The organism is Nocardia sp. NPDC004722, assembly GCF_053601505.1.
Genome location: NZ_JBSGBY010000103.1, coordinates 1 through 17,809, shown reverse-complemented (window position 1 = coordinate 17,809; position 17,809 = coordinate 1). Strand labels below are relative to the sequence as shown.

General features: G+C 68.4%; 17 protein-coding genes. 6 read left to right on the top strand and 11 right to left on the bottom strand.

Features of this window, described 5'->3' with window-relative positions:
- Together ACWELQ_RS13265 and ACWELQ_RS13260 are read left to right on the top strand one after the other, a co-directional pair.
- Positions 1 to 1,871 (top strand): arabinosyltransferase C-terminal domain-containing protein (locus tag ACWELQ_RS13265; protein ID WP_452397282.1); only part of this gene is annotated, 1,871 nt, incomplete at its 5' end.
- Positions 1,872 to 1,972: 101 nt separating this feature from the next.
- Positions 1,973 to 4,027, top strand: coding sequence for an ArnT family glycosyltransferase (locus ACWELQ_RS13260; RefSeq protein WP_452397281.1), 2,055 nt, complete (start codon positions 1,973 to 1,975; stop codon positions 4,025 to 4,027).
- A gap of 4 nt (positions 4,028 to 4,031) precedes the next feature.
- Here ACWELQ_RS13260 and ACWELQ_RS13255 read toward each other — a convergent pair whose 3' ends face one another.
- Positions 4,032 to 5,426 carry a glycoside hydrolase family 27 protein gene (locus ACWELQ_RS13255; protein ID WP_452397280.1) on the bottom strand — a complete coding sequence of 465 codons (1,395 nt, stop codon included), beginning with the start codon at positions 5,424 to 5,426 and terminating at the stop codon, positions 4,032 to 4,034.
- Positions 5,427 to 5,509: 83 nt separating this feature from the next.
- On the opposite strand from ACWELQ_RS13255, the gene ACWELQ_RS13250 reads away from it, so the two are divergent.
- Together ACWELQ_RS13250 and ACWELQ_RS13245 are read left to right on the top strand one after the other, a co-directional pair.
- Positions 5,510 to 6,274, top strand: a complete 765-nt coding sequence (locus tag ACWELQ_RS13250) for a COG4705 family protein (RefSeq protein ID WP_452397279.1) — start codon at positions 5,510 to 5,512, stop codon at positions 6,272 to 6,274.
- A 67-nt stretch (positions 6,275 to 6,341) separates the two neighbouring features.
- Positions 6,342 to 7,286, top strand: a complete 945-nt coding sequence (locus ACWELQ_RS13245) for a DUF2157 domain-containing protein (RefSeq protein WP_452397278.1) — start codon at positions 6,342 to 6,344, stop codon at positions 7,284 to 7,286.
- 82 nt (positions 7,287 to 7,368) lie between these two features.
- Here the strand turns inward: ACWELQ_RS13245 and ACWELQ_RS13240 are convergent, their stop codons facing one another.
- The 3 genes from ACWELQ_RS13240 to ACWELQ_RS13230 form a co-directional block, all read right to left on the bottom strand.
- The gene (locus ACWELQ_RS13240; protein ID WP_452397277.1) at positions 7,369 to 8,478 is read right to left on the bottom strand and encodes an alpha/beta hydrolase; all 1,110 of its coding nucleotides are present in this window, start codon (positions 8,476 to 8,478) and stop codon (positions 7,369 to 7,371) included.
- Positions 8,479 to 8,641: 163 nt separating this feature from the next.
- Complete coding sequence (locus ACWELQ_RS13235; protein WP_452397276.1) at positions 8,642 to 9,016, bottom strand: cyclophilin-like fold protein; 375 nt, start codon at positions 9,014 to 9,016, stop codon at positions 8,642 to 8,644.
- 39 nt (positions 9,017 to 9,055) lie between these two features.
- Positions 9,056 to 9,841 carry an MBL fold metallo-hydrolase gene (locus tag ACWELQ_RS13230; RefSeq protein WP_452397275.1) on the bottom strand — a complete coding sequence of 262 codons (786 nt, stop codon included), beginning with the start codon at positions 9,839 to 9,841 and terminating at the stop codon, positions 9,056 to 9,058.
- A gap of 151 nt (positions 9,842 to 9,992) precedes the next feature.
- On the opposite strand from ACWELQ_RS13230, the gene ACWELQ_RS13225 reads away from it, so the two are divergent.
- The gene (locus ACWELQ_RS13225) at positions 9,993 to 10,697 is read left to right on the top strand and encodes a hypothetical protein (protein ID WP_452397274.1); all 705 of its coding nucleotides are present in this window, start codon (positions 9,993 to 9,995) and stop codon (positions 10,695 to 10,697) included.
- Here the strand turns inward: ACWELQ_RS13225 and ACWELQ_RS13220 are convergent.
- From ACWELQ_RS13220 to ACWELQ_RS13190, 7 genes are all read right to left on the bottom strand, one after another.
- Complete coding sequence (locus ACWELQ_RS13220; RefSeq protein ID WP_452397273.1) at positions 10,673 to 11,041, bottom strand: hypothetical protein; 369 nt, start codon at positions 11,039 to 11,041, stop codon at positions 10,673 to 10,675. The two genes, ACWELQ_RS13225 and ACWELQ_RS13220, sit on opposite strands and share 25 nt — an antisense overlap.
- Before the next feature lie 103 nt (positions 11,042 to 11,144).
- Complete coding sequence (locus tag ACWELQ_RS13215) at positions 11,145 to 11,684, bottom strand: LOG family protein (RefSeq protein ID WP_452397272.1); 540 nt, start codon at positions 11,682 to 11,684, stop codon at positions 11,145 to 11,147.
- 37 nt (positions 11,685 to 11,721) lie between these two features.
- The gene (locus ACWELQ_RS13210) at positions 11,722 to 13,353 is read right to left on the bottom strand and encodes an FUSC family protein (protein ID WP_452397271.1); all 1,632 of its coding nucleotides are present in this window, start codon (positions 13,351 to 13,353) and stop codon (positions 11,722 to 11,724) included.
- Positions 13,354 to 13,487: 134 nt separating this feature from the next.
- Entirely contained in the window at positions 13,488 to 13,838 is a 351-nt protein-coding gene (locus tag ACWELQ_RS13205; protein WP_452397270.1) for a nitroreductase/quinone reductase family protein, read from the bottom strand.
- Between the two features lie 488 nt (positions 13,839 to 14,326).
- Complete coding sequence (locus ACWELQ_RS13200; RefSeq protein ID WP_452397269.1) at positions 14,327 to 15,112, bottom strand: MmyB family transcriptional regulator; 786 nt, start codon at positions 15,110 to 15,112, stop codon at positions 14,327 to 14,329.
- Positions 15,113 to 15,131: 19 nt separating this feature from the next.
- Positions 15,132 to 16,337 carry a glycosyltransferase 87 family protein gene (locus tag ACWELQ_RS13195; protein ID WP_452397268.1) on the bottom strand — a complete coding sequence of 402 codons (1,206 nt, stop codon included), beginning with the start codon at positions 16,335 to 16,337 and terminating at the stop codon, positions 15,132 to 15,134.
- An 84-nt stretch (positions 16,338 to 16,421) separates the two neighbouring features.
- Complete coding sequence (locus ACWELQ_RS13190; RefSeq protein WP_452397267.1) at positions 16,422 to 17,057, bottom strand: TetR/AcrR family transcriptional regulator; 636 nt, start codon at positions 17,055 to 17,057, stop codon at positions 16,422 to 16,424.
- 141 nt (positions 17,058 to 17,198) lie between these two features.
- Between ACWELQ_RS13190 and ACWELQ_RS13185 the strand changes: the two genes are divergently transcribed.
- The coding region (locus ACWELQ_RS13185; protein WP_452397266.1) for a metal-dependent hydrolase at positions 17,199 to 17,809 on the top strand (611 nt) is incomplete at its 3' end.

Sequence of the window (17,809 nt, the reverse complement as noted above, 5' to 3'; positions counted from 1 at the left end):
CGGGCACCCTGGTGCTGACCGTCGTGTTTGCGGATCAGACCTTCGCCTCGGTGCTCGAAGCCACTCGGGTGCGAAAACTGGTCGGCCCCAACCTCTCCTGGCCGGACGAGCCCACCCGGTGGATCTCGCTGCTGTCGCTGACCCCGGACGGTTCGCTCTCGCGCCGCTTCGGCGTGCTCGCCATGCTGCTGTGCCTGGCCGTATGTTTCGCGGTGGTGTTGCGCAAGGGCGGCCGGATTCCGGATACCGCGCGTGGCCCGGTGGCCCGGGTGCTCGGGATCGCGGTCATGTCGCTGCTGCTGATGGCCTTCACCCCGACCAAGTGGACCCACCACTTCGGCGTCTACGCGGGCCTGGCCGCCGCGCTGGCGGCGGTGACCGCGGTCGCGGTGGGCGGCAACGGTATTCGGGTGCGGTATCTGCGCTCGCTGTTCGCGGCGGCGGTGCTGCTGCTGGTGGCGTTCTGCTTCACCGGCTCCAACGGCTGGTGGTATGTGTCCGGCTACGGGGTGCGCTGGCCCGATCGCGCGCCGCTGATCGGCGGGACCAGCATCGCGTCGCTGATCTTCGGGCTGGGCGTGCTGTGCCTGCTCGTCACGGCGTGGCAGTACTATCGTGAGCCCTATCGGGAGAAGCGCTCCACCACTACGCCTTTCGACCGGATCGCCATTCGTCCGCTGACGGTGGCCGCGGCGGTGCTGGTGCTGTTCGAAGTCGGCACCATGGCCTCGGCCGCCTGGTCGCAGTACCCGGCCTACTCGGTCGCGCTGTCGAATCTGCGTGCCTTGCAAGGGCATCCGTGCGCACTCGCCGATGACGTGCTGGTGGAGGACAAGCCCGAGGACTCTCTCTTGTCGCCTTACACCGGCACCGCCGCCGACGGTCTGGCCGCCGACAACAGCGGCTTCACCGCCAACGGCGTCGGCGACCTCGCGCCCGAAGGTCCCGGGGGCAGCGGGGGCGGCCCGAAGCCGTCGACACCCCCGCCCGGCGGCGGTCCCGCCGACAAACCCAAGGCCGAGGCCGGGATCAACGGCAGCACCATCGCGCTGCCGTACGGCCTGGACCCCAAGCGCACTCCGATCCTGGGCAGTTACGCCACCGGGCAGCCGCAGCCCGCGCATCTGACCACCCAGTGGTATCGCATGGATCTGGCTGCAGCACAGCAGGATTCCAGTTTTCACGTGCTGATCCTGACCGTCGCCGGGCGCATCGCGGGCGAGGATCAGGGCCACGCGATCGACGGCGCGAAACTGCGCGTGGAATTCGCGCACCGCGCCGACGACGGCACCGTGCAGGCCCTCGGCGACCTGGCCCCGCCGAGTGTCGGCGGCGCACCCGGCTGGCGCAACCTGCCGATCGCCCTGGATCGAATTCCGTCCGGCACCAACGCTGTTCGCCTCGTCGCGAAGACCGACGACCCCACCGGCAAGCAGTGGCTGGCCCTCACCCCGCCCCGCCTGCCGCACCTGGTCACCCTCGACGCGAAGGTCGGCCACGACGATCCGGTGCTGACGGACTTCCATGTCGGCCTGGCCTTCCCCTGCCAGCACCCCCTCGATCACCGCGACGGTGTGGCTCAGCTCCCGGTCTGGCGCATCCTGCCCGACAAGCTCAACTCGCAGGTCTCCGAGAGCTGGGAGGGCGATGCGGGCGGCGGCCCGGTCGGCTGGAGCACGCTGCTGCTGAAGTCCCAGACCGTCCCCGCCTATCTCGACCACGACTGGACCCGTGACTGGGGTGAACTGCAACGCCTCACCCCGTACGTCGACGCGCCCGCCGCCACCGTCGACGTCCGGGTCGAGGACCGCTGGGGCTGGGTGAACGACGTCCCGATCATGGCCGCCGCCGACCCCACCCAGACCCGTTGACACCCGCGCTCACCTGCTGACCCCACGCTGACCTGGGGAGGCGGCGAGGCTCAGGAATCTCCCGGCGGGCTCACAGGATTGTCTGGACTCCGGGGCGCTGAATGGTCAGCGTGACCGCATCAGTCCAGGACAACCCGCCAGTGGTTCCGCCGCCTCCCGCGGCCACACAGACGACCGGGCGTTTCGACGGCAAGACCGTCGAACGGGCCGGTCTGGCCGCGCTCCTAGTCGGCACGGCGGTGATGTACCTGTGGAACATCACCATCAATGGCATGGGCAATCAGTTCTACGCCGGGGCCGCCTGGGCCGGGTCGAAGAACTGGGAGGCCCTGCTGTTCGGGTCGCTGGATCCCGCGAACTTCATCACGGTCGACAAGCCGCCGGTGTCGCAGTGGGTGATGGGGCTGTCCGGGCAGATCTTCGGCTTCTCGAGCGCGAGCATGCTCGTCCCGCAGGCGCTGATGGCGGTGGCCGCGGTCGGGCTGCTCTACGGTGCGGTACGGCGGCTGACCGGCAGCCACTACGCCGGGCTGCTCGCCGGTGCGGCGCTGGCCGTGACGCCGGTGGCGGCGTTGATGTTCCGGTTCAACAATCCGGACGCGGTCATGGTGCTGCTCATGACGGCCGGCGCCTACGCCACCGTCCGAGCTCTCGAGCGGGCCTCGACCAAGTGGATTCTGCTGGCCGGGGTGGCGCTGGGGTTCGCGTTCCTGGCCAAGATGCTCGAGGGTCTGATGGTGCTGCCCGCGCTCGGCGTGGTCTACCTCGTCGCCGCACCCAATCCGATCCGCGCCCGGCTGCTGCAACTGGTCGGCGCGCTCGTCGCGCTGCTGGCGTCCAGCGGATGGTACGTGCTGGTCACGCTGCTGTGGCCGGCCTCGAGCCACCCGTATCTGGCCGGGTCGACCGACAACAACTTCATGAATCTGGTGCTGGGCTACAACGGCTTCGCCCGGGTGCTCGGCCGCAACCATCGTGGCGGCGGCACGCCCCCGGACCCGAGCGCGGTGCCCACCCCGACCCCTGTCCCAACGGGCGCCGCCGACGCGGCCGCGCAGAACGGTCCCGGCGGACGCGGCGGCTTCGGCGGCTTCGGCGGCGGCCAGGTGCGCGGCGTGGAGCGACTGTTCACCGGCGAATTCGGCTTCGAGATCGCCTGGCTGCTGCCGGCCGCGCTGCTGGCCCTGGTGCTGGTGCTGGTCTCGCGGGGCCGGGCTCCGCGCACCGATCTGGTGCGGGCGGGCGCGATTCTGTTCGGACTGTGGATGATCATCGACGGCGCGGTGCTCAGCTGGATGAGCGGCACGGTGCATCCGTACTACTGCCTGTCGATCGCACCGGCCGTGGCGGGGATGTTCGCGCTCGGGATCCACGAGATGTGGACCAGGCGCGACAGTCTGCTCGGCCGCGGCGGACTGGCCGGATTGGTGGCGGTCACCGGGGTGTGGAGTTTCGTACTGCTGCACCGCAACAGCGGCTGGTTCCCCGAATTGCGGTGGGCGATCCTGGCGGTGACCGTGGTGGCGTGCGCGCTGATCCTGTTGCCGCAGCACCGATCCCATCACCGGATCGCCACCGTGGCGCTGGCGCTCGGGCTGATCGCGAGCCTCGGCGGCACGGCCGCCTACTCCCTCGCCACCATCGCCACGCCGCACAGCGGTGGCGGGCCGACCGTCGGCCCCGCGGCCTCCGACCGACGGGGTGGCGGCGGCGGTTTCGGTGAGTCCCAGCCGAATCCGCAGCTGGCCGCGCTGCTGCGCGGGTCCGACGCGACCTGGGCGGCGGCGGTCAACGGCTCGTCCGCCGCGGCGGGGCTGGAGTTGCAGACCGACAAGGCGGTGATGGCGATCGGCGGCTTCTCCGGGAGCGATCCCACGCCTACGCTGGCCGAGTTCCAGGCCGACGTGAAGGCGGGCAAGATCGGCTACTACATCGTGCAGAGCAACGGGCGCGGTGGCCAGAACCCCGCTGATCAGCCGAACCGGCAAGGTGCTCCGGGTGGTCAAGGCGACCAAGGCGCTCAGGGCGGTCCGGGTGGCCAGGGTGGCTTCGGCCGCAACCAGCACTCCGACATCACCAACTGGGTGACCGCGACCTTCAAGCCCCAGCAGGTCGGCAACACCACGGTCTACAAGCTGACCGGCTACACCGGCTAGCGATTCAGCAGACGGGCGTCACCTTCATCATCGCCACACCGTGGGCGGGAAGGTCGGCGCCCGTCACGCTGCCCGTGGTCGTCGTGGTGGTGTGGGCCCACAGGTCGCGGACCGTATAGCAGGACGTCTGCCGCAATCCCGCTGCGACGGCATCGGTTTCGACGGTCGCGGGGGTGTCGCCGAGGTTGAACATGGCGATCGCCACCGAACCGTCGGCGAGTGGTTTGCGGAGGATGCGAGGGTCGGCCGGGAGTCGGGTAGCCTGCGCGACGGCCGGATCCTGGTCCACCGCAACCACATCGGTGTTCGTCAGGATCGCGCGGGTGTCCTCGCTCATGGCGCGCACATCGTTTCCGGCCAGCAGCGGCGCGGCGAGCATGGCCCACAGGGAGAAGTGTGCGCGCTGCTCGTCGAGGGTGAGATTACGGCCTGGATCACGCAATTGCGCGATCACGGCAGGCGAGATCTCCATCGCGGATTCCAGCTGGATGACCTGCCGGGTGGTGAGGGTGCCGGTCAGCACCTCGACCGGGAAGCCCGCCAGGTGCGTGCCGATGAAATCGGTCAATTGCACGCCCACGACCAGCATGTCGGGGTCGTTCCAATATCCGGGCCGGACCCGCCCGGACAGCGGCTCGGCCGCCGCCAGCTGATCGGTGACTCCGAGAAACACCGCGGCATTGGACGTCTCGCCCTGATGGTCGAGCAGATCGTTGTGCCACAACGGAATCAGATCTCCGGAGGTGCGGCTCATATCGGCCACCGTGGACCAGTCGTAGCCCGCTCCCGCGCCCGGATTCGCGGAACTGTTCGGATTGATGCTGTACACGATCCGACGCCCGGTGTGCCGCAACGCGTCCCGCATGGCGGTGAACATCCGCACCTGCTCGCCCAGATCGGCGTCGCTGCGACACCAATCGTATTTCAGCAGGTCGACGCCCCATGCCGCGAAGGTCTGCGCGTCCTCGGTCTCGTGCCCGCCGGACGCGGTGCCCGGCGACTGCCCGCAAGTCTGGTTGTAGGGACTCGAATACAGCCCGAGCAGCATTCCTCGCTGATGCACGTACTCGGCGAGGGCTGCCATCCCGTGCGGGAACCGCACCGGATCCGCCCGCAGTTTCCCGTCGCCGTCCCGTTGCGACGCGGCCCATCCGGCGTCGAGGTCGACGTACCGATAGCCCGCGTCCCGCATGCCGGAACTGACCATCGCATCCACGACCTCATGAATATTGTTCTCCGTCAACGCGATTCCGGAGTTCCAGGAATTCCATCCCAGCGGCGCGGCCGTCATCCCGCTCACCCCACCCGGTACCGTGTCATCCCGGGATCCGCAGCCCGCACCGCCGATCAGCACCGTGACGGCGATGACCACCCCGTACGACAGCGCCCGCGATCGCACGCCGAGGGCCTCCTTCGGATTCGGTGAGCCGGTACCGGTTCTCTCACAGCGCTTTCTCAGCGCTCGACGTGCACTGTGGTCGCGTGACAAACCCTACGGCACTCACCAACTCGTCGCTGCGCTCCCTGCCCGCCAAGGTTCCCCAGATCACGGCCCTGTTCTGGGTGATCAAGGTGCTCTCCACCGGCATGGGCGAGACGTTCTCCGACTTTCTCGTCAAACACCTGAACCCGGCGCTCGCGGTCGGCGGCGCACTGACTGCTTTCGTCGTCGCCCTGGTGGTCCAATTCCGCAGTCCCCGATACCAGGTCTGGACCTATTGGACCGCGGTGGTCATGGTCGCGATCTTCGGCACCATGGTCGCCGACATCGTCGATTTCGTGATCGGCATCCCCCTCGCCGTGTCGAGTCTGGTGTTCGCGGCGCTGCTCGCCGGAGTTCTCGCCCTCTGGTACCGCACCGAGGGCACCCTGGACGTGCACACCATCAACACCCGCCGCCGCGAGGGCTTCTACTGGACCACCGTCGTGGTCACCTTCGCACTGGGCACCGTGCTCGGCGACTTCACCGCCGCCGCACTGCATCTGGGCTATCTGCTCTCCACCGTCCTGTTCGCGGTGGCGATCGCCGTCCCCGCCCTGTCGTGGCGCTACGCGGGCCTCAACCCGGTGATCGCCTTCTGGGCCGCCTATGTGGTCACCCGCCCGCTGGGCGCGTCGATCACCGATTGGCTCGCCTCCGACCGCAGCGACGGCCTGCACCTCGGCACCGGCTGGGTCACCCTCGCCGCCACCATCCCCATGCTCGCCCTCATCGCGACCCTGGCCCGCCGCCGGGACACGGCCTGATAGTTCAAGGTTTTGTTGCAGTCGACCGCCTCGGATACGCGAACGGCCCCGCCGCAGATATCTAGGCATGACTGATGATCAGACGGTGGGGGCCGCTCTCGGGCGGCTGGTCGAGGAAGGTGTGCTGTCCGCTCCGCAGCGGGATGCGGTGGCGGCGGCACTGGCACGAGAGCGGGCACGTCCGTCCGCGGGACGGCTCGTCGCGGAGATCGCGGCGTACGCGGGGGCGGGGCTGCTGCTGGCGGGCGTTGGGCTGCTACTGGGTTCGACATGGGACAGGCTGGATCGACTCGGGCAGATGCTGGTGCTGGCCTTCGTCACCGCTTCACTGGCGATCGGCGGCGTGGTACTGGCCGGGCCGAAACAGCTTTTCGCACAGCGCATGCCGGTGCGGACCACGCGAACGCGGCTGGCGGCGGCCCTGTTCGCCCTCGCGACGCTGTCCACCACGGGATTCGTCGTGGCCGCGGTGGCCGATACCGACGACGAGAATTGGCTATGGGCAGTTCTCGTCGCGACGGTGGTGGCCGTGGCCGGATATCGGGCGCTGCCCTCATTGGTCGGATTGGTGGCCGTCGTCGGCTTCGGCACGTGGGCGGTGGGCGGGATGCTCGGAGCCTGGGCGCACGCTTCGAGCCTCGTGGTGGGAATCGCCGTCCTGCTGATGGGCGGAATCTGGTTGGGGCTCAGCCGGATCGGCCTGGCGGTCCCCGGTTGGGCCGGGTACGCGTGCGGCATAGCGGTCGGGCTCATCGGTGCGGAATACGCGGATCCCAGCTGGTTGTGGGCCGCCCTACTGGCACTGCTCGTGGCCGTGGCCAGTTTCGGCCTGTATGTCACCGACCGCTCCCCGGTGCTGGTGTTCGGCGGCGGCTGCTGCGTGGCATTGGCCGTGATTCGCCCGGTCTGGCACTGGACCGGCCATTCGACCGGGGCGGCAGCGGTCGTCGTGCTGATCGGCGTGGTGGTGCTCGGCATCGCCGGAACGCGTCTCGTGCGCGATCATCCGTAACCGCCGTCGGAAAGCACCCGCCGAAAGAAATCCGCCGCTGCCCGGAAAGCCGGGCAGCGGCGGATTTTCGTGGTGGAGATCGTCAGTTCTGCGGTCCGGGCCCGCCGCCCGGGGGCTGGGCGCCGTCGGGACCGTCTGCGGGCGGGGCGGGCTGCGCACCCGGGGGCGGGGGTTTGCCGATGTGCTGGGCGATGTCGGGGAGCATGCGGTTGGCCACCTGTTCCCAGTTGCCCCAGTTGTGGACGCCGAGGCTCGGGAAGTCGTAGGTGACGTTGTCGTAGCCGGTGTTCTGCAGCTTCGACTGGAACGCCTTGGTGTTGGCCAGGGCGATTCCTTCCAGGGGCATGCCCTGGATGACCGCGTCCGACGAGGACAGGTCCTGCTGGGCGGGGACCGCGCTGCCCGCGGAGATGTAGAGGCGGGTGTTGTTGGCGATCAGCTTGTCGGTGAAACCGTAGGGGTCCATGCGATTCCACTTGGCGCTGCCCGCGGCCGCCATCGAATCGATGTTGTAGCCACCGGCGGCCAGTAGGGCCAGGCGCAGCGCGTCGCGCATGCCGGGCGCGGACATGTAGAGGTAGCCCGAGAGCGAACCGGCGTAGTTGAACTGCTCGGGATGGTAGGCCGCGAACAGCAGCGCCGCGCTGCCGCCGCTGGAGAGCCCGAAGATCCCGTTGCGAGAGTCACTGAAGCCCAGGCGATCCCGCAGCGCGTTGCGCAGGTTCTGGGTCAGGAAGGTCTCCCACTGGTAGGTGTAGGACTTCCCTGAGGTCTCGTCCCAGCCCGCGATCGCCGAACCGGAATCCCGGCTCGGGAACAACGAGGCGTCCGGATTGCTGCCGCCGAAGCTGCTCGGCGCGTCCCAGTCCTGGTAGAAACTGGACTCGCCGCCGACCGGCATCACCACATTGATATTGAACTTGGCCAGCGCGGCCGGAATGCTGGTGTGAATCTCCCAGCCGTTGTAATCGTTCTGCGCGCGTTCACCATCGAGCAGATACACCACCCGATCGGTATTGCCGTCCGCGGCCCGCACGATGCGTGTCTTCACCGAACCCATGCTGGAATCGACGTAGAAATCGAAAGCGTTCGGATTCGTGTCCGCCGCAGCCGGACCGGCTACCACCCCGAACGGCAGCATTGCGGCCACCGCGGCGCCCACCAGGCCCCGCTTGACCCATCCTCCCCGCATATCCTGTTTTACCTTCCGTTGTGCGGCCGCAGCGGCCGCTTCCCCTCGATCCTCCCCCGCTCCCCTGTTCCCGGCGCGGCGGTCCGTCGTGCAGCATAACGGCTACGGATCGACGGGTCTCATCGAATGGGATTGCGGCCCAGACAGCTAACGGCGGAGCAGGTCAGGCGAGTTCGACGCGAATGGGGTCGCCGGGACGGACGGTGGCCAGCAGACGCGGGTCGCCGTCGAAGCTGCCGAGGATATTGCAGGGGCTGGCCAGTCGGCATTCGTCGGCGTGCGAGATCGGGGTGGGGCCGTAGGGCAGGGCCAGCGAATCGCCGTCGGTCCAGAAGGCGACCGTGCCCGGATCCACCACCTGACGGGCGTCCGATTCGCGCGGCACGCTCACGCCGGTCTCGAAGTAGACCTCCTCGCCCCAGGTGCTCGCCGTGGAGGTGATCGGCAGGGCGGCGAGCAGCGCCTTGGTGGTGGGGGTGTCGGCGAGGGTGGCGGTGAGCTGGTTGGCGGGCCAGGTGATGCGGATCGAGACGGTCATGCCCCACATTCAACAATATGTTGAAATTCGAGGGAAGGGCTACTGCGCGGTAGCCACCGCGTGCTCGAACATTCCCGGATCGTGCGCGCACACGACCAGCAGATCCGGCCCGCTCGACTGGTAGAGATGCGCCAGCCGGGCATGGTTGTCGCGCACCTGAGCCCGGTCGTGAGCGAGCACGTTCTCCATCAGCGTGTGCATCATCGGCACCGGCGACGTGCCGTCGACCCGGCCCGCATGCAGGAACGCGTCACCGCAGTGCAGCACCCAGCGATGCCCGGCGTCGACGGCGACCGCGGTGTGGCCGCGGGTGTGACCGGGCGTCGGAACCAGGACGATGCCGGGACTGATATCGGTGAGCTCCTGGGCGACGAAGCCGCGCCAGCGCTCCCCCTCCGGCCGGTGCTCGACGATCTTGGGATCGTGCGCCCACTGCACCGGACGGAACCGCGAACGCTCCCGCCGGGTCGGCGCGTGGATCGCACCCTGCGCCTCGTCGGCGGTGAGATGCAGTGTGGCGTCGGGGAAATCGGCCAGACCGCCCAGATGATCGGAGTCCATGTGGGTGACGATCACGTGGCGCACATCGCGGGGATCCAGCCCGAGCGCCCGGATCTGATGCACCGCGGTCTCAGCGGGATCGAGCGCGGGCCGATTGAACGTGCGCTGCGGACCGACCCGCCCGGCGGGATCGGCGATGTCCTGCAAGCCGAAACCGGTGTCGACGAGTACCAGCCCGTTCCCGGTCTCGACGAGCAGCACATGACAGACCAGCGGCGCGAAGGGAATCCGCAGGGTGCCGCAATTCAGGTGGTGAACCTTCATGGAAGAGAGCCACTTTCGAGTCAGTGGGGAGGTTCCATCGCCCCTTTCTACAGCTAAGCACGCGGGTTACACCCGACTCACAAACTTCCGTTAAGCAAACCGGAAGGTTGCTCGCGAAAGCTGGCGTCGAGCATCGGTGAAGGGGGCATGCATGACGACGGTGGCGGTGATCTTCGGGGCGTTCTTCGCGGTCATGATCGTGGTGACGGTGGTGGCGATTCCCCTGACGATCCGCGCCGAGCGGGAACGCAAAGCGCGGATTCGGGATTGGGCGGCGACGTACGGGTGGAGCTTTCAGGAACGCGCGACCGCGGCCTGGACGGGGCGGGTGCCGGGACGCAACCGACGCGGGATCGGGGTGACGGTCACCGGGCGGGTGGGCGGACGCTGGGTGACCGTATCGGAGTACTCGTACCAAACGACCAGGCACAGCGGGGAATACAGGTATACCAAGACGCATTTCTACATCGTGGCGGTGGCCCTGCTGGATCGGCCGCATCCGCCGCTGGCCGTGCGGTATCGGGGCGTGATCTCCCACCTCGGCCGCGCCTTGTTCGGCGACAAGCCGACCGCCACCGGCAATGCCGCCTTCGACTCCCGCTTCCGGATCGACGCGACCGACCCGGCCCACGCCAAGGCCATGGTGAGCCCGGCGCTGATCGCCGCGCACCTCACCGGCGCCGTGCCGCAGTGGAGTCTCGTCGGCAATGAATTGCTCACGTACACGACGTTTTCGGGAAAGATCCAGGACCCCCGGCTGATCCCCTGGTACGCCGGGCAGATCTCACGGGTAGCAGACCTGCTCGGCCCGGTCGATCTCGTCGCGCCCCATCAACTCCCGGCCCCGCCGCGCTGATCGCCGACGGGTCCGACGGTGAAAGCCGCACTGCGCCCACGGGCGTCGAGGCGGCCGTCGCCCCAGCTGGCACTGCCGTAGGCGTCGACATCGACGGCATAGCAACCGGCGGCCACCGCCTCGGGCAGTTCGATGGTGGTGCGATCCCGCCAGTCGACCAAGCCCAGATAGCTACGGCGCGACGGCGTGTCCAGCGCCACCAGAAAGAGGCGTGCCGACTCGAATATCCGATGCGCCGCAGCCTCTTCCAGCCAGGTCACGCCCAGGCTCCGATGTTCCGGATCGGCGAAATCCACGGTGACCAGTAGAGCCGACCGCTCCTCGACCCCTGCCCGCTCTCTCACGACTGCCTCCTCGCGCACCCGCCGGACGCACTGGCGGCGCGCCCCGGCGGGCAATCCCGCTGCCCTCCAGGCTGGCACGCCACCCGCCGCGCGGCAATGTGAATCAGGCGGGGTGAACCGCGGCTTCGAGGTAGGCCAGGACGGCTGCCGGGGAGTCGGCGAAGTGGACCAGGTCGGCGAGTGGGAGGGGGAGGAAGCCCTCGGCCTCCATGCGCTCGAACTGGGTGAGCAGGCCGTCGTAGAACCCGGCGGTGTTGAGCAGGACCACCGGTTTGCGGTGCAGGCCGTGCTTTTTCATCTCCAGGATCTCGGTGGCCTCGTCGAGGGTGCCGGTGCCGCCGACCATGATGACGACGGCGTCGGCGCGGGCGAGCAGGGTCGCCTTCCGGGCGGCCAGGTCGGGGGTGATGATCATCTCGTCGGCATCGACGCGGGCTTTGGCGCGCAGGAATTCCACCGAGACGCCGACCAGCCGGCCGCCGCTGTCCTGGACGCCGTCGGCGACGACCTTCATCAGGCCGACGTCGGAGCCGCCCCACACCAGCGTGTGCCCGCCCTTGCCGATCAGTTCCGCGAATTCCCGTGCGGGACCGGTGTAGCGCTCGTCGAGGTCGGCGGCCGAGAGAAACACGCAGATGTCCATGCCGTCACCCTAGAGGTCGGGGGCGTCACCTCGGAGGTCAGGCGAAGGTGCGTTCCCACCGCTCGATCCCGGGCAGCCGCGCGCCCGGTGGCACCGTGCGGCAGTGCGCGAGCAGGTCGTAGCCCGAGTGCAGCAGATCCATGTGCGCGGGCCAGACCGGCCCGGCCCAGCCGGGATCGTTGTGGGCGGAGTCGAGTCCGCTCCGCATCGCGCCGATCAGATCGAATTGCAGGTCTCGGCGCAGCACCATGGCGGGTGTGGCGTTGATCGGCTGGGCGCGCAGGCATTCCAGCAGTTCCAGCGCGCCGCCGCGCACCCGTCGGTCCGTCCAGGCCAGCGTGCGCCGATGCGCGTGCGGCAGGACGTAGCGCAGGGTGAGCAGGGCCACCACGACCCCGATCGCGGTCTCCGCCAGCCGATCCCGCATGACCGCGCCGATCGCCTGCCCGCCCAGCCCGGCCCCACCGGCGATCAGGGCGACCGGGGTGAAGAAGATCGCCGCCAGCGCGTAGTTGCGGGTGATGAACAACTCCACCCCGAATTGCAGCACCGCGAGCACGGCGACCAGCGCGAACCCCTTGGGCTGCAACTGGATCACGGCCGCGAACATCCCGAGACCGAGCGCGGTGCCCAGCAGCCGCTGCAAGGCCCGCACGCCGCCGTGCACGCGATCGGGCCCGGCCTGCAGGATGATCAGCGCGGTCAGGATCGCCCAGTGCGGGTGCTGGGAACCGGTCGCTCCGGCAATGACTCCCGCCAACACCCCCGCGACGGCGACCCGCAGCGCGGTCGCCGTCGCATGCGAGTCCAGGGTCAGCGAGCGCCGCAGCCGATACCGGATGGTGGGCCGCGCCAAGGGAATTCCCTGCGGATCGGCATCCGAGCTCGGGGCCGCCTCGGCGAGGCGTCGGTGCGCGGCGAGCAGTTCCGACACCAGCGGCGTGGTCTCGGCGCGATCGGAGAGCCCGGCGTCGTACACCGTCGCCCACCCGTTCCAGAGTGCCTCCGCCGCCCGATGCCGTTGCGGCGCGGTCGCTATGCCCTGCTCGCGCGCCGCCGCATAGTCGTCCACGCCACGCACGGCCTGGGTCACGGCCAGACGGGTGGGCCGGTCCGGGGCGATCAGCCACCCCGCCATCGACACCGCGAGCGAACCCGCGACACCCAGCGCCGTCGCGATCAGGATGCCGTCGGCCGGGATCCCGGCGCGGGAGGCCGCCAGCGCACCGGAACAGGCCACGAGAAAGAACATCATCCCCGGCGGCCCCAACCGCGCCGCGTCGATGACATACGCCCCGATCATCGCGATGAGCGGCAACAGCACGACCTCGATCAGCCAGGCCGGGGCGAAATCGCGCAGGCCCGCGCCCGCCGCGATCCCCAGCGCCACGCAGGCCAGCAGGGCAACCCCGGCGATCGAGATCACCTGCCATCGAACGCGATACGCGCGACCCTCGCCGTACATGACCGCGAAGGCCCCGAAACACGCGAACAGCGCCCAGCTCGATCGACCGCACGCGACCAGCAAACCAGCGGGAATGGCGAAGGCCAGGGCGGTACGCAGCCCGGCATCCCAGCGCCACCCGCCCGGGGCGAGCCGGAGCACGAGGTTCCGGCGACGCGCGATCGGCGGCGGGCTTTCTCCCAGCGAATCGGTCTCGGCGCTCACCATCCCATACAACACGACGGCCCGGCCGGGCTCGGCGCGGGCTCTGGAGTGCTGTCATTTCGGGAGCGGGCCTCGGAGCGGCAAACCACCCGGAGGCCCCGGCCGTCGCCTCCGATGGGCGGGCCGAAAGGTGTCTAGGCGGCGTCCAGCTTGACCCGCACCGTGACGGTGGACCCGTCGCGGTGCGTCACCGCGCGTCCGGTGCGGTCGACGCCGTTGAGGCGCAGGGAAATCGGTGCGCCTTCGCCCTGGAAGTTGCGCCACCAGCTCTTCTTGTCCGGCATGGCGACACCGATCACGATCTCGTCGCCGCGGCGCACGTAGTTGACGGGGGTGCTGAAGGTCTTGCCCGAGCGCCGCCCGGTATAGGTGATGACGACGAATCCGCGACCCATGAGCTTGCCGATCACCGGAGCTTCGGTCAGCGCGACGATACCGGCGTTGAGCGTGCCCACCACCTGTGCCACAACATCTTTCAGTGCCATTTGCCCTCCTTTTTCAGGGGGACGGTAGCACTCGATAGCGAAGGTATCGATCTGAGCCCCGGAGCGGCGGCACCGCTCCGGGGTCCGGCTGCTACGGGACCAGCAGCCTCGCGAGCAGGTCGTTCACGGCGCAAATGAGGTGACCGATGAAATGCGGGATCATGCGTCTTCCTCCTTCGTGACAATGAATATTGGTGACCCACTAGTCGGTTCGCTTCGCTGAGCCGACAACCGTGTTGATCCTCTATTCGTTGCCGAAGACTGGACGGATGTCCCGGCGATGCTGTCCCCTCCACGGCATCGCCGGACCGAGTTGTGCGGCCCACGCGAAACACACGCCGAAGAGGGCCCTTGTGGGGCCCGGGGTGCGCCGAATTACGAAGGAATACCTACACATCCGCTGGCCGAAGCGGGCTGTCCCGTGCCACGCACCGGCCGCTCATGAGTAAAGCCGACGGGTTTGCCGCGGACAAGCTGAGACAGTGACCCTAAATAGGGTCTGTTCCCGCCGACGGACCCGAGTACGGGCGCACCACACCGATGCACAGATGCAGGTGGTCACGTCCGGGCGGGAAGGACTGCAACTGCATGGTGACGCTGACCGGACCCGCCGCGGTGTGCACATGCTGCGGCTCCTCGACACCGCGATCGAAAGCGACGCTGCGGGTGAGCCACAGACGCACGAAATCGGGATCGTCCTGGAGGACGCTCAGCACCTGTGAGGCGGCAGGCGGATTACCGAGGTGCGCGCAGATGCCACGCATCCTCGCGACATCGTTCGGGATCTCGTCGCGCCAGGTCGCCATTACCCGCCGGCCGATCGGCCCGAAGAGCCAGAACATCACGTTGCCCGCCGCGACCCGACCGGGAAAAAGCTGTTCGTAGGCGTCGTTCGCGGCGATGACGTCCCAGCGCCAATTGCAATAGGCGGCCGGGCTCGGCATCAGGTCGTCGAGCATGGCCCGCTCGGCCGCGGTCACCTCGGTTCGCACCACCTCCGGCATCGGCGGCCTCGGCAGATGAACGCGGGTCAGATCATCGAGGTGCCGGAATTCGGCCGCGGTCGTGAGCCCGAGCGCACGCCCGAGCGCTTCCTGCGTCGGCCCGCTCAACCCGTACTGCTCACCGCGCTCGAGCTTCTGAATGGTCCGAGCCGAGAGAAACGCGCGCTGCCCCAGCGCTTCCCGGGTGAGGCCGAGCCGCTTGCGATGGAACTGCACATAATCCGCGAGTGAGGGTAGGGGGAGTTTCAGCTCGTCCGAAGACACGCGCATCTCACCAACCCTCGAACAATCACGTACAGCTACGGTCCAGCATCCTATTACTCGGGGTGGCGTGATCCCGCAGTCGGTCCGCCGTCCAGATCGTCCACAGACCGTAGACCAGGGTGGCGGCGAACACCAGGATGTAGGCGTTCTCCAGCACCGGTTCGGAGTGCCACGGCTTGGGCAGCACGAAGACGCCGACCGACGCGAACTGCGGCGTCCACTGATACGTCCACGCCCCGGTCGCCACGAACAATCCCGCCGCGGCCACCCACCAGCCCGGCCGGGTCTGCGCGCGATGCACCAGATGAACGAGCAGTGGCACGAACCACACCCAGTGATGACCCCACGAGAACGGTGACACCGCACACGCCGTCATCCCGGCCAGCGTCACCGACAGCAACCGTTCGGCACGCCGGTACAGCGCGACGCTGATCGCGAGCCCCGCGCCCGCGGCCATGCCCGCGAGCAGCAGCCACCACCAGACCGGAGACGAGCCCCCGCTCAGATGCGCGAGCACGCCGCGAATCGACTGATTGGCCGGTTCGGTGTCGGGTGCGATGCGGTCGGAGTGGAAGAAGGTCGACAACCAGTACTGCCGGGAGTCACCGGGCGAGACGATCCAGGCGAGTGCGACCGTGGCCGCCAGCGCGGCGGTCGCGGTGGCGGCGGCCCGCCACTGCCGCAACGCCAGGAACTGCACGATGAAGAACGCGGGCACCAGCTTCACCCCGGCCGCCAGCCCGACTCCGACGCCGCGCGCCCGGGAGTCGTCGGCGCGCGAGAAGTCCCAGAGCACCAACAGCATCAGCACCAGATTGATCTGCCCGTAGAACAGCGTGGTGCGCACCGGCTCCAGGAACAGGCAGGTAATGGCCAGCAGCGCAGCGATACTCGCGATCCGCGGCGTGATCCGGTAGCCGAGCATGCGCCAGCACAGCAGCACGCAGGCATACAGCACACCGACATTCACCAGCAGGAAGGCATCGGTGATCCAGGCGGCGGGCACCGCCAGGCCGGGCATGAAGACCATCGCCGAGAACGGCGTGTAGGTGTAGAGCAGCCCGCCGACGGTCTCCTCCGCGTAGAGGGAGTGCCCGTGCAGCAGCCGCCACGCGCCCTCGCGGTAGATGTGCACGTCCAGCCCGCCCGCCAGGATTCCGGCCTTCTCCAGCCAGGGGTCGACGGTGGTGAACAGCAGGGTCAGGGCCGCGGTAGCGCTGAGGACGAGCACGAAAAATGTTGCACCGAACCGCGAAACAGTCGTCGGGGATGAATCGGACACGACTGGTCAGCCTAGTGAAACGCGACTACACCTTCATGCCCCGGATGTGGAGGTCCCCGTCACGGCATTCGCCTGGGCGAGGATGGCCGATCCCATCCAGCGCCGCAGATACCGCCGCAGCTCGTCGTCGGAGCGCGGCGGATTGCCCGGCGAGATGAAGAACGACTGCATCGTCCGCAGCAGGAATTCGACCAGCTCGCGCAGGGATTCGTCGTCGTAGCCGTACTCGCGCCAGTCCACGTCGAAGCGCTTGATCATGGTGATGCCGAAGTCCTGCGCCTGCTCGGAGGTGATCCCGGACGGGTCGGCATTGGTGTAGGTGGCCGTCAGCAGAATGCCCAGATGCGGGGTGCGGCGCACCTCGGCGAGGGTGTAGACGATGCCCTCGGTCATGGCGTCGACCGGTTCGGTGCGCCCGCGCACCTGCGCGGCCAGCCGATCGAGGAACCCGTCCACCGAGGCGATGGCCGAGGCCCTCATGAGCGCGTCGGCGCTGGGGAAGTAGCGGTACACGGTCTGCCGGATGACGCCGAGTGACTCCGCGACATCGGCGATGCTGATCTCCGCGCCGGTGCGCCCGATCAATTCGACTGCGGCGGAGACGATTCGACGGGTTGCCTCCGCATCGTCCTCCGGCGGACTGCCGCCCCACCCGCGCCTTCGTGCCACGCCCGACCGTAACACGCACCCGCGTGTCGAACGGAACGGCAGGCCGCTGAGCAGGATCTTAAAATCATACACTTGAACGTGCCTGTGTATGTTTGTATGTTCACAGCGGCATCGGAGCCGGAAGACGAGGTATCGCCCGATATGACCGAATTGATTGTGCGGAAGCTGACTTTCGCGTTCGAACAACACGATGTGCCGTTCCTGTGGAATCCCGAGAACCCGGCCTTCTCGAGCATGGCCAACGCCGTGTCGTTCCTGGCCATCGGCTTCGAGAAGATGATCGTGCAGATGATCACCCAGGCCAAGCCGCAATTCACCGATCCGGAGGTGGCCGAGGAGGCCGACGCGTTCATGCGGCAGGAAGGGCAGCATTCGACCGCCCACCGCCAGCACGTGCGCGGCCTCATCCGCGCCTACCCGGGCCTGCAGGAGACCCTCGACGAGGTGGTCGCCGAATTCGACAAGCTCACCGCCGAGACCCCGCTCAAGTACCGGCTCGCCTACACCGCCGACCTCGAGGCCACCTTCACCTCGGTGTTCAAGCTCATGCTCGACAACGAGGCCGCGCTGTTCCGGCCCGGCGACGATCGGGTGGCGTCGCTGTTCATCTGGCATTTCGTCGAGGAGGTCGAGCACCGCAGCTCGGCGCTCATCATCTTCGACTCACTGGTGGGCAGCGACCTGTACCGGATGCGGGTGGCCCCGTCCATCTTCCGGCACGTGCTGCGCATCATGCGGATCGCGTGTGCGGG

Coding starts and splice junctions, on each gene's coding strand:
- ACWELQ_RS13230 (WP_452397275.1), bottom strand. CDS start 9,841: ATGAAGGTTCACCACCTGAATTGCGGCACCCTGCGGATTCCCTTCGCG.
- ACWELQ_RS13260 (WP_452397281.1), top strand. CDS start 1,973: ATGGTCAGCGTGACCGCATCAGTCCAGGACAACCCGCCAGTGGTTCCG.
- ACWELQ_RS13245 (WP_452397278.1), top strand. CDS start 6,342: ATGACTGATGATCAGACGGTGGGGGCCGCTCTCGGGCGGCTGGTCGAG.
- ACWELQ_RS13225 (WP_452397274.1), top strand. CDS start 9,993: ATGACGACGGTGGCGGTGATCTTCGGGGCGTTCTTCGCGGTCATGATC.
- ACWELQ_RS13235 (WP_452397276.1), bottom strand. CDS start 9,016: ATGACCGTCTCGATCCGCATCACCTGGCCCGCCAACCAGCTCACCGCC.
- ACWELQ_RS13200 (WP_452397269.1), bottom strand. CDS start 15,112: ATGCGCGTGTCTTCGGACGAGCTGAAACTCCCCCTACCCTCACTCGCG.
- ACWELQ_RS13215 (WP_452397272.1), bottom strand. CDS start 11,684: ATGGACATCTGCGTGTTTCTCTCGGCCGCCGACCTCGACGAGCGCTAC.
- ACWELQ_RS13205 (WP_452397270.1), bottom strand. CDS start 13,838: ATGGCACTGAAAGATGTTGTGGCACAGGTGGTGGGCACGCTCAACGCC.
- ACWELQ_RS13240 (WP_452397277.1), bottom strand. CDS start 8,478: ATGCGGGGAGGATGGGTCAAGCGGGGCCTGGTGGGCGCCGCGGTGGCC.